The 12173-nt window shown below is 54.8% G+C and carries 8 protein-coding genes; 7 read left to right on the plus strand and 1 reads right to left on the minus strand.

What is annotated here, in order from left to right; translation table 11 throughout:
* Positions 1-232: 232 nt before the first annotated feature.
* The 6 genes from R3F64_RS15245 (at position 233) to R3F64_RS15270 (ending at position 10263) form a co-directional block, all read left to right on the plus strand.
* Positions 233-2083 carry a putative PEP-binding protein gene (locus tag R3F64_RS15245; RefSeq protein WP_332612397.1) on the plus strand — a complete coding sequence of 617 codons (1851 nt, stop codon included), beginning with the start codon at positions 233-235 and terminating at the stop codon, positions 2081-2083.
* Positions 2084-2105: 22 nt separating this feature from the next.
* On the plus strand, positions 2106-2960 hold the full coding sequence (locus R3F64_RS15250; protein WP_332612400.1) for an aminotransferase class IV: 855 nt from the start codon (positions 2106-2108) through the stop codon (positions 2958-2960).
* Positions 2961-3001: 41 nt separating this feature from the next.
* On the plus strand, positions 3002-4399 hold the full coding sequence (locus R3F64_RS15255) for an L-lactate permease (protein ID WP_332612402.1): 1398 nt from the start codon (positions 3002-3004) through the stop codon (positions 4397-4399).
* A 572-nt stretch (positions 4400-4971) separates the two neighbouring features.
* Positions 4972-7692: a nitrate reductase gene (locus R3F64_RS15260; protein ID WP_332612404.1), complete on the plus strand. Its 2721-nt coding sequence runs from the start codon at positions 4972-4974 to the stop codon at positions 7690-7692.
* The gene (cobA, locus tag R3F64_RS15265) at positions 7652-8545 is read left to right on the plus strand and encodes a uroporphyrinogen-III C-methyltransferase (RefSeq protein ID WP_264823512.1); all 894 of its coding nucleotides are present in this window, start codon (positions 7652-7654) and stop codon (positions 8543-8545) included. The genes R3F64_RS15260 and cobA overlap by 41 nt, the downstream gene beginning before the upstream one ends.
* The gene (locus R3F64_RS15270) at positions 8533-10263 is read left to right on the plus strand and encodes a bifunctional protein-serine/threonine kinase/phosphatase (protein ID WP_332612406.1); all 1731 of its coding nucleotides are present in this window, start codon (positions 8533-8535) and stop codon (positions 10261-10263) included. Before cobA ends, R3F64_RS15270 begins: the two co-directional genes overlap by 13 nt.
* Here the strand turns inward: R3F64_RS15270 and R3F64_RS15275 are convergent.
* Complete coding sequence (locus tag R3F64_RS15275) at positions 10257-11708, minus strand: phospholipase D-like domain-containing protein (protein WP_332612408.1); 1452 nt, start codon at positions 11706-11708, stop codon at positions 10257-10259. The two genes, R3F64_RS15270 and R3F64_RS15275, sit on opposite strands and share 7 nt — an antisense overlap.
* 124 nt (positions 11709-11832) lie before the next feature.
* On the opposite strand from R3F64_RS15275, the gene arfA reads away from it, so the two are divergent.
* A complete protein-coding gene (gene arfA, locus R3F64_RS15280) occupies positions 11833-12069 on the plus strand; it encodes an alternative ribosome rescue factor ArfA (protein ID WP_254902860.1) in 237 nt (78 codons plus the stop codon).
* Positions 12070-12173: the final 104 nt, after the last annotated feature.

Consider the following 12173-nt stretch of genomic DNA (forward strand, 5'->3'; position numbering starts at 1 on the left):
ATGCTGTTATCCTCTCTAGCTTTGATCCAATCTTTACCCAACGCATCATTAATAGCGGATGGGTTTGATCTTGATAGATCAAAGAGTATTTATGAGCTGCCATTTTCCACCGCTATGACATTGCAGAGATGCGTTGCTAACTCTATTTTTAGTGGCCTTTTAGACAGCCTAATGAAAGCGACAACGGACTGTTTATAAGAAAGGTGATACTCACTCATTGAAGAGACTGCTCATGCTAAAACTCAGCGATGATGACTTGGTTTATCTATTCAAAAACCATATTGTCACGACAGAGGCGGAGATTGCTTCAGGAACCCCGATGCACCCAGGGGTTCGTGTCGCGTATCTAATAACGAACCGAGATAATCTTGATCTACTCCGTGAGGCTGTAGATGAGTTACATATAAATGCTCCATACGCCCTATGTCTTGATCATGATAGTGTAGATGATCTCACTCATCTACATAATTCTGTAGCGTTTCTCAGCTGTGACGCAAGCCCCAATTCCTGGTGTGCTGTTCAAGCTAAAAGCGAAGGTTTGCCCTCGATAATTGGTCTTAAAGGCTTAATTGGGGGCGATGCTCATCAAATGCAAGAGCGAGCGGTTGAATTTATTGGCAATGCTAACTCTCCTATCTCTGTAACGCTTAAGCCTGGTTATATCGATATTCTTAATGAGGGTGGGGCTAGTTCAAGACGCATCCATGATGGAGAGTTAATAACTATTGACGGCTCGACCGGAAGTATTTATGCGGGTGCATGTGCTACCGGAAATGCTATATTGCCAGAGTTATACAAGATTTTGACAGATATTATTATCGATAGCTTGAACCAACACGGGCCGCAAACTGGTTGGCGCCTATTTGTCCGTACGGAGTTGTATCAGATATATAAAGATCGAATAAAAGAATTATTGCAAGACAGTCGCGTTTCTCAGGTGCTCAGATATACATCTGAGTTGCCTAACAATCATCGTCCAGAGATTGCCGGAACAGTTCACACAGTTTCTGGCGTAGTCCAAGCACGTCTCGCTGGTTGCTCAATAAGATGGGATCAGAAGAAAGACCAACTGGTAATTGAACCCAAGCCAGGGAATTTTGGAATTGGATTGCTTAGAACTGAACGTATATTTACACGCAAACCTGAACTCAATGAACTGCGAGTCATCACTTTGGGCCAAACAGTTTTCACCCAAAAAGAAATCGATGTTGCCTTGAAAAGGTTCATGACTTTTGTCGAAGGTGAATACAAGCAGTTGATGTTGGCAAATCGTGGTGGGCTTTCTGTTACGCGTACTTTATGTATGCCAAATAATAAGCTTTTCCCTCCAGATTTAGATATTGAAATTTTTTCAAAAGAGCATGATAAGGATGAAAAAGGTGTCAGGCAAGTAGTTGAAACCAATATTAATGAGTCCGAGACTTTTCATGGCGCACGTGGAACTCGCCTACATATGTTTAATAAAGAATTAGCGAAGGCTGAAATACGCGCTTATTTGAACGCTATAACTGAAGTTAGAAAGATAGACCATAAGCAACGTTTCATACTTCTTATGTCTATGGTCACACTGCCAGCTGAGGTTGTTAAATTTAGCGAGTGGCTGAATGAAATTGCTCAAGAGATTAGAGCTGAGGGCGAACATGTGCCTTTTGTTGAGCTAGCTATCATGGTTGAAACTTCAGGTGCTTATTTACTACTTGAGCGATTTTGCACGATATCGAATGAATCTTGTGCGCTTACTGGTTTTTTCTTTGGAGGCAATGATTTTACGGCCGCGGTACTCAATATGAATCGTGCCGATTCAGTGAAAAAATTAATTCCAGTTTATCAAAAGCTGGGATTGTTTGAGCATAATCCATTCATTCGTCTAGATAAACTCGTAATCGAGACTATCGCCGAAGGAGCTCGCCGTATTCGCCGTGTTCTCGACAACCGCGCCATCATTGGATTTGGTGGGGAGCAAGCGGCTGATTATTGGAGTATACGAATGCTTGATAAAGTCTCAAGCAATCGTATCGATTTTGTTTCGACTAGTCCTGATCGAATTCATGAGCATTACGCTTATATGGCGTATTTAAAATAGTTGAAAAAAGGAGGTAACTAACGTGACTGACCTTATCTATATCAATGGCTTTTGGACAGATGAGCAGGATGCCAAGATTTCCGTACTTGATCATGGCTTACTCTATGGTGATGGGATCTACGAAGGGATCCGGATCTATAAACGGCAGATATTTAAATACCACGAACATTTTGAGAGATTACAGCGATCGGCTCGTGGGATAGGGCTAGTGCTTCCTATCTCGGGGCACGATTTGGAGAGATTAATTGGAGAAGGGCTCGAAAAAACTGGGCTTCTTAACGCCTATGTACGCGTTGTAATAACGCGTGGTACCGGCCCCATTGGCCCAGACCCAACACCGTGTTATCAGCCTGGTTTAATCTTGATAATTAAAGATATTCCTCCGCTTCATGGCGATGATAACCCCACCCTCAAAACAGCAATCAGCACCATGCGTCGTGTAGCTGTAGATTCGAATACTGCTGAGATTAAGTCGCTCAATTACTTACCGAGCGTACTGGGGAAGGCTGAAGCCTCGCGACTTGGCGTAGACGACGTTGTCATGTTGGACTCACAAGGTTTTTTATCAGAGGCACCTGTTGCCAATATCTTCGTAAGAGTAGGAGATCGTATATTAACCCCTAGCGTAACCAACGGAATCCTTCCTGGAATCACGCGACAATTCGTAATTGAGCTACTCCACTCACTCGGTCAATCTGTGGAGGTCGGCAATATTACGCCGATACAGCTTTTGAATGCGGACGAAGCTTTTCTTACCGGCACTCATGCTGAGATTGTGCCAATCAGTGAGCATAATGGCCAATTGCTGGGTGATGGCGTCCCAGGGCCTGTCTTTAAAATGGTTAAAGCCGCCTTCGATGAAAGTGTATCTCGGTAATCGACAAGAACGATTAAATAATAACTGACAGGTTGACGTTTATGTCTCCATTGATTGCAGCTTCGCCCATCCTTGCTGTGATTGGCCTGATGCTCTTCTCGCCGCTTTCTGCAGTGTGGTCAGCTGCAGTCACCTTGCTTGTCGCTCTGATTATTACATTAACGCTTGGCCAGGTAGGGGCATTCAGCTTAACGGTGGCATTAATACCACAGATAGCCGTTCTATTTCTCACTGTTGCTACTGTCATTATTCCTGGATTGTTATTCGTTAACGTAACGAGTCAGTCTGGTGCAGCCGATGAGCTCAAAAATTGGGTTGCACGTTGGCCGATCAATGATGGTAGCAAAATCATCGTTATAGTGGTGGGTGTGGCTACTGCTGTAGAGTCGATGACTGGATTCGGCGTGTCGATGGTTATTACGATCCCGCTATTACTGAACATGTTGCGCCGAGACCGAGCGCTTATGGTTGGTTTGCTCGGTATGAGCATTATGCCGTGGGGGACTTTGGGTCTTGCAACCATTATTGGTGCGACGATTGCAAATGTGGCACCAACAACGTTGGGCTATCACTCAGCCATTATCAGTTCTCTGGTCTTTCCGATTGCAGCCATGACAGGCTGTATTGTCGCAGGCTACCAGAAAGTGCAAACACTGATGTTGGCGGCTGCAGTGGGTATTTTCTTCTCAATAGTCTTAATCGTTACCAACTACTTGGTTGGCCCGTCGATTGCTGGCGTACTCAGTGGTTTAGCGGTAATTGTTGTAATGTTGTCTACAGCTCATGTTCGGCACCAACATCTACCGACACCGGGCATAGCCATTGCACCTTACGTATTTCTCATCGTATTTGTCATTCTGGAGCGAGTTCTCTGGTTAACTGTGCCTGGGATACAACATATAGGGGTATCTGCAGGACGTTTTTCCTGGAGCTTATTTGAATCGCCAGGCCTACCATTATTGCTGACAAGCTTCCTTACTAGGTATTCTTTCAAGCAATTCTGGCAATCTACGTGTAAAGCTATTAAACCACTGTTGTCCATAACACTGCTGTTGGTAATGTCTCAAGTAATGGTGCTTGGAGGGCAGATGAATACCATCGCGGATGCCCTCAAGCCTGTTAGTGACATGGGCGGCGAAGCCCTATTTGCGTTTTTTAGCGCACTATCGGGGTACGTGACGGGTTCCAACGTTGGCGCAAATGCGCTCCTGATGCCTACCGCAACGTTACTCGATAGAGCTGAAGACACAGTTTACGCTGCTGTACAAAACAGCGCTGCTGGGCATGCGGTGTTGGCATCTATCCCCATTGTTATTCTTCTTCTAAGCATAGCGGGCAACCAAACTAAGGAGGAGGAGTCGTGGCTGCTTCGGCGCGGCGCACTCATTGCCGTGATAAATACAATATCGATTGGGGCGTTAGCCTCGCTGCTGATCTGATAAATCATCCATAGATGTAGCGTTATTTATTAAAGCTACTTGCTAGAGCCATATATGAAGTTTTGAACCTATGAACTTGCTTATAGATTATTATTTTTAATGACGTCGACGTCACTGGCTTATGTTTGGTAGCTGGATTACTGGCGATACGGCTTTGCGCATAGGCTGCACAATGACAGTGCGGAAAAGAACTTGGCGTGCACCCTCAGCACCCAAACTATCAAGCGGTGCGCAGAGAGGGGATGACCGAAAGGTGCTGTCGCGGTCTTTTAAAGTACTGTTTTATTTGTTTTTTAATTGAAAATGCGCGGTTACGGCGTAGCCTTTGCAACTATCCAGGCATAAGCAACAAACGCGCATTGCAGTGCGTTCATCAAAAAACAGTGGCAGCGAATAAGCCCAATAACGTTGTTAGACAAATAAGTATCTTTACACAATACGTTTGGCACCTTTAACGGTGCCCGCTGCGGCAACGACGTCCAGCCTGCTGATCGCCTTGCGCTTTGCGCAACAGGGTCAGCAGCCTGGGCGTTTTTTTATGTGCGGCGTTGGCAATCAGCCGAGGAGTCACCATGCACCAAGCCAAAACGACCTGCCCCTACTGCGGCGTTGGCTGCGGCGTTACCGCGACCGTGGCAGACGGCACCCTCAGCACCGTGGAGGGCGACCGCGACCATCCCGCCAACTTCGGCCGGCTATGCGTAAAAGGCTCGGCGCTGCACGAAACGCTGGGCGAACAGGGCCGCCTGACACGACCGCGGGTGGATGGCAAGGATGTGTCCTGGGAAACCGCCTTGAGCGCCACCGCCGAGCGCATGAACACGCTGCGTCACGCCCACGGCAATCAGTGTTTAGCGGCCTATCTGTCAGGGCAGCTGCTGACCGAGGACTATTACGTAGCCAACAAGTTGTTCAAGGGCTTTCTGGGCACGCCGCACCTGGATACCAACTCGCGGCTGTGCATGGCGTCGGCGGTGGCCGCCTACAAGCGCGCCTTCGGTGCCGACGCTGTGCCCTGCAACTACGAGGATCTGGAAGAGGCGGAGCTGGTAGTGCTGGTGGGCTCCAACCTGGCCTGGAACCACCCGGTGCTCTATCAGCGGATTAAAGTCGCCAAGGAGCGCAATCCGTTGATGCGGGTCGTCGTCATTGACCCGCGGGTGACCGACAGCTGCGAGATTGCCGATCTGTATCTGGGCATCAAGCCCGGTAGTGATGCGGTCTTGTTCAACGGGCTGCTTTCGTGGATGGCGGCCAAGCGCAAGCTGGACCATGTCTACCTCGAGCGCCACACCCAAGGCCTTGACGCGGCGCTGGACGCGGCGCAACAAACGGCGGGTTCGCTCGCCGAGGTGGCGACGGCCTGCGACGTGGATGCCGAACGCCTGGAAACCTTCTATTACTGGTTTGCAAGCCAGCTCCACGTGGTGACGCTGTATTCCCAGGGGGTCAACCAGTCGTCCAGCGGAACGGACAAGTGCAACGCCATCATCAACTGTCATTTGGCCGGTGGGAAGATCGGCCTGCCCGGGGCTGGGCCGTTCTCGATCACCGGTCAGCCCAACGCCATGGGCGGGCGTGAAGTCGGTGGTCTGGCCAACCAGTTGGCCGCGCACATGGATTACGATACCCCCGGCGCGCGCGAGTTGGTCAGCCGCTTCTGGGCAACCGATAACCTCGCGCCCATCCTGCCGGAAGGCCCCGGCCACAAGGCGGTCGATCTCTTTGATGCGATCGAACGCGGCGAGATCAAGGTGTTGTGGGTGATGGCCACCAACCCGGCGATTAGCCTGCCCGATGCCGCCCGCGTGCGGGCCGCACTGGAAAAATGCCCGCTGGTGATCGTTTCGGAATGCGCGGCGGATACCGATATGCTGCCCTACGCCGACATTGTGCTGCCCGCGTCCGGGTGGTCCGAGAAAGATGGCACCGTGACCAATTCCGAGCGGCGCATCTCGCGCCAGCGGGGCATGCTGCCACTCCCCGGCGAGGCGCGCCACGACTGGCAGATTATCTGCGATGTGGCTAAGCAGTTGGGTTTCGGGGGGGCGTTTGATTACACTCACCCAAGCGAGATATTCGACGAGCACGCACGGCTCTCCGGCGTGGACAATACCGGCGCCACGCAGCGCCTTTTCGATATTTCAGGGCTGGCCGGGCTTGGCCGCGAGGGCTATGATGCGCTCGCGCCGATCCAGTGGCCGGTGAATCGCGATGCCCCCCAGGGTACCGCGCGCTTGTTCGAAGCGGGGCGGTTCGCCACGCCCGACGGCCGGGCTAAGCTGTTGCCGATTACCCCGCGTGGGCCGGAGAAAGCCCTGAGTGCCGCCTATCCGCTGCGTCTGAATACCGGACGGATTCGCGACCAGTGGCATACCATGACGCGGACCGCGCGGTCGCCGCGGCTGATGAACCACCGCGCCGAGCCTTTCATGGAGGTGCATCCGGACGATGCCGCCCAGGCGGGCGTCACCGACCAGTCGCTTGGCGTGTTGACCGCCGCCACCGGCGAATACCGCGCCCGGGTGAGGGTGGTCCATGGACAGCGGCGCGGGGAGGTGTTCGTGCCGATTCATTGGACCGACTGCTTTACCCATAGTGCGCGCAGCAGCGCCTTGATCGAAGGCATTACTGACCCGCTGTCCGGACAGCCGGAAGCCAAGCACGGTGCCGTGGCTCTGGCGGCCCTGCCGACCGCCTGGCAGGCGACGCTGTTTGTTGCTGATCACGCCCTGGCGTCGCTGCCTGACGCGCCGAGCTGGTGCGTGAGCGACTACTGGACACGAATCCCGATGCGCGGCTGCCAGCGCTGGCAACTGGCCGGTAGCAGGGCGGTCAGCGACTGGTTCCGCCAGATGGGCGAATGGCTGTCGGCGTCGCCGGCGCTGTGGTGTGAAGATGCCGCTACCGGTCGCCTGCGCGCCGCGGGCGTCGAAAACGGTCGTCTCGATTGGTGGCTGATGGTGGGGCCGCCCAGCGAACTGCCGGGCTTTGCCTGGCTGGAAGCGCGCTTCAACGACGACGCGGTGAGTGATGCCCACCGCCGCCGACTGCTGGCGGGCTGCGACGACGGCGCGGTGGATAGTGGCCCGGTGGTATGCAGCTGCCATCAGGTCGGCCAGACGTCGATTGTCGAGGCCATCCGGCGCGGCGATACCAGCGTCGAGGCGTTAGGCGCACGATTGGCGTGCGGTACCCAGTGCGGTAGCTGCATTCCTGAGTTGAAATCATTACTTGAAGAGGAACGCCCCCATGCGCGCGCTGAGCAAATCCCAGCTTCTGAAATGGTGTAACCCCTTGGCGCGCCTGGCGAGCCGCTTTGAGCTGCCCCGCAGTGGCCGTGATGCGTCGCGGTCCCTCCCGCTGAGCGACGACTGCCGGCCTGGGCACGTGTACCTGGTGGGCGCCGGCAGCGGCGACGCCGAGTTGCTGACCCTCAAGGCCGCGCGGCTTTTGCAGCAGGCGGATGCCGTGGTCTACGACCGCCTGGTGGGCGATGACGTGCTGGCGCTGCTGCCCGTCGGCGGCGAGCGCCACTATGTGGGCAAGGCCAAGGGCCATCATAGTGTTCCCCAGGCCGAGATCGGTGCGCTCATGGTGCGCCTGGCCCGGCAGGGCAAATCGGTAGTGCGCCTGAAAGGCGGCGACCCGGCCGTTTTCGGACGCATGGGCGAAGAGCTTGATGCCCTGGCCACCGCGCAGGTGCCGGCCACCATCGTGCCAGGGATTACCGCGGCCTCTTCGGCGGCGGCCTGTATGGGCATTCCGTTAACCGACCGGGGCCATGCCCAGCAGCTGCGCTTTGTCACCGCGCAGCTGTGCCGCGAGGACGGCACGCCGGACTGGGCGGCGCTAGCGCGCCGCGACGAAACGCTGGTGTTTTACATGGGACTTTCCAAGGTGGACGCGATCTGCGCGGGCCTGCGCGAGGCGGGGCTGCCCGACGACTGGCCGATCATGCTGGTTGCCAATGCCAGTCAGCCTGACCAGCGGTCGCTGGTCGGCAGCCTGGCCGATATGCCGGGGCGGTTGGCCGCCGAGCCTCTGCCGTCGCCCTGTGTGATTGTCGTGGGTAGCGTCGTCAAACGCGTCGAAGCAAGCCCTGCAACCCATGAGAATAAAGCGCGCTATGCATGTCAACGCTGAGCATTTCCCTCGGCCAGTGGTCCGATAAAGGCCAAAAGCCCAGCAACCAGGATTTCTACGGCGCCTGTTTGCCCGACGACACCCAGCGGCGACAAAAAGGCATTGCCGTTGCCCTGGCGGATGGCATCAGCAGCAGCGCCGTGAGCCGCGACGCCGCCGAAGCCGCGGTGGGCGGCTTCCTGACCGATTACTACGCCACCCCCGCCCCGTGGAGCGTCAAAAGTTCGGCGCAGCGGGTGCTTCAGGCCACCAATGCGTGGCTGTATGCCCAAACGCGGCAAAGCCAGTATCGCTACGATATGGATCGGGGGTACGTGTGTACGCTGAGCGCGATGGTGATCAAGTCGGCCACGGCGCACCTGTTCCACGTCGGCGACTGCCGCATTTACCAGTTAGCAGGCAAGACGCTTGAGCCCTTGACCGAAGATCACCGTTTCTGGGCCTCGCGTGAGGTCAGCCACCTGAGCCGCGCGATGGGGGCAAGCCAGCATCTCGAGCTTGATTACCGTGCCGTCTCGCTCAGTGAGGGCGATGTGTTTTTACTGGCCAGCGACGGCGTTTACGAATGGCTGTCCCCTCAGGTGATGGCCACGCTGATCCAGGACCACGCGGCAGACCTTGAGGCCGGCGCAAAAGCCCTGGTGGAGGCCGCGCTGGTCAACGGCAGCGACGATAACCTGACCGCACAGCTGGTGCGTATCGAGACGTTACCCGACCGCGAGGCCGACGAGCTTTTCGAGTCCTTGGGCCGCCTGCCGTCACCCTCCGAGCTGCGTGCGAATAGCGAGCTGGATGGCCTGCAGATCATCCGCCCGCTGCATGCCAGCGCCCGCAGTCACGTCTACCTGGCGCACGACCCTCAGGCCGACCAGCATGTGGTCGTCAAGACCCTGGCCACCGAGCTTGCCGAGGACCCCGCCAGCGTCGAGCGCTTTGTGCGGGAGGAGTGGATCGCGCGTCGCTTGCATAATCCCCATGTGCTATCCGCGCCCGTGCAGCGCGGCCCAAGGCGCTACCTGTATACCGTCTGGGAATACATTGAAGGCCAGACGTTGACCCAGTGGATGCGCGACCATCCCGACCCGGACCTGGCCGACGTGCGCGATATTATCGAGCAGGTGGCCAAGGCGCTGCGTGCCTTTCACCGGCTGGAAATGCTCCATCAGGACGTGCGTCCGGACAACATCATGATCGACCGCCACGGTATGGTCCGGCTGATTGATTTTGGCGCCACACGAATCGCGGGAATTGCAGAAGCAACGGATTCCGCCGGCGAGGTTGACCCGATACTCGGAACCGCCCAATACACGGCGCCGGAATATTTTCTGGGCGAGGGCGGCACGGAGCAGTCCGACCTTTATTCACTAGCAGTGATTGCCTATCAAATGCTAACCGGCACGCTGCCCTACGGCACCGAGGTGGCCAAAACCCGCACCCGGGCTGCCCAGCGCAAGCTCGCTTATCAATCCGCGCTGAGCGAAAACCGCGCGCTGCCCGCCTGGGTGGATGAGGTGCTCAAGAAAGCCCTGCACCCTAACCCTCAACACCGCTATCCGGCGCTTTCGGAGTTTATTTTCGAACTGCGCTCGCCAAGTCCAGGCACCCTGAAGCAATCGCGCCCGCCGCTCCTGGAGCGCGACCCGGTGCGTTTCTGGCAGTGGCTATGTGTCTTGCTGGGTGTCATTATTGTGGTGCTTTTGGTCAATATGCCTCAATAAGTCGTGAGTTTGAGATATGCCTGGACGCCGTAAAGCACTCTTTGCCATTCGGACAGGGTATTCTGGTATTCGTCGACTTCTACTGTGTAATCGCCGCCTTCGTTATGCCATAGCATCAGGAAATAATCGTCCACCTCCCGCATCACCTCGGCATCGTTAGGGCCTGATATCATCAGGCTGGCTTCCAGGTTGTAATTATCCATGTTGCGGCTGGTGAAGTTGGTCGAGCCGCTGATAATCGTGCTTTGGTTGGCCTGGCGCAGCATCATCATTTTGGGATGGAACTGTTCTATCTCAACGTCGTACCAGCGCACATTGATGTGTCCATCGGTATCTTCTATCAGTTCTTCGACTACCGGGCGGTTGGGCAGGCCGCTTTTGTCACGCCCAAAGGCTTTTTTATTGGGGTCTAAAATCAGTGAAACCTGAGCCCCGCGCTGGCTGGCCTGGGTCAGTGCATTGACGATTTCCCGGTCGGCAAGGTAATACATGGCAAGCCAAAGCTCGTCGTCTTGCGCGGCACGCTCTATGGTGTCGAGCACGTTGTAAAGCGTTTGTCTTTCAGTGGTGTACTGAATGTTTAACTCACCGGTTGCGGGCATCTCCCGCGGCGCGTAGTTGGGGAGTTGAATACCGCTGTCGCCGAGGTCGATGACTGCCTGCTCGGCGCGCAATAAGTCAGCGATAATGGGCCCATCGATTTCGAACGCTACGTTTTCGTGAAAGCCGGATTCGTCATGGGCATTGGCAGAGGCGATCAGTGCCGTGCGCTCGGTAATGACCACCTTGCGATGGTTGGCCTTGATGTTGAACAATTCCAGGTAGCCGCCCAGATTGAACTTGGGGCCATCGTCAACAAACGGGTTTTCCCACCATTCGCCACCTAGATCGCCCAGCCACTGCGGCCCCATGCGCCAGAAAGACGAGTAGAGTGGAGTCGAATCGCGCAGCGGCGTCAGATTAGAGATCACCACGTCGATGTCGGTGTCGCGCAAGCGGTCAAGCCATTCGGCGGGATAGGAGCCGTAGCCCGAATTAATCGCATCGCTGATAAACACAATCGGCATGTCGGGATTGGCGTCGCGTTTGCGAACCAATTGATCAACCAGATTGTCGCTCAGCGGCGGGTAATCTTCGGAGGGATCATTGACCAAGCCATTGACCATGAAATTATCGATCACGATAAAGTCGTCGGCGCGTTCGATCATACGCTCGACTTGGTCAAAAATTTCCTGATCTACATGACGTTCGCCATTTGCGTGGTGCGTCAAGTCACGGAAGAACCCGACATTATCGATTTGATAAACTGGGCTGGTGTGGGAAATGCCGGGTGGCAGCGGCTTTAGCTGGTGGTACGCCATGAGGGTGAAGTAGAAAGTGAGTATGACCAGAACAACGACACCCAGACGTCGTAACCAACGAACAAAATGTTTAAAGAATGTCACCCGAATCCCCAAGCTAAGGTATGGTCAGCAATAACGTTGCTGAGTGTGCCTTTAAGATAGTGCGTACGCTAAAAGCTGCAATGCAATAGACGCAGATTTTGTACCACGGTAAAAGGAACGCTTGGTGAGCCAAGGTGTCGTAATTGTCGGCGCTAGCCAGTGCCAAGTATATCCATTCGATCAGGAGATAACGGTGAAGAAACATTCCATTCGCGATAACGCACTGCAGGCACAGCTGCGAACCCCGATGTTTAAAATGCAGCAGCAAACGCCGAAAAAAGGCAAAGGCAGCTACTCCCGTAAAGGACGTAATTCCCTTAAAAGCCACAAGGTCCTGAGGGGGTATCGCCAAGTTGCTTGAGCCAGCATTGACGCTAGGCGATTTGGCCATACCTCCATCATTCTTTTTGATTGCTTTACACAATCAATAACTCGCCCCGACCACTTCCTGTGGTCGGGGCGTTC

The sequence above is a fragment of the Halomonas sp. 5021 genome, assembly GCF_036663435.1.
Taxonomy (GTDB): domain Bacteria; phylum Pseudomonadota; class Gammaproteobacteria; order Pseudomonadales; family Halomonadaceae; genus Vreelandella; species Vreelandella janggokensis.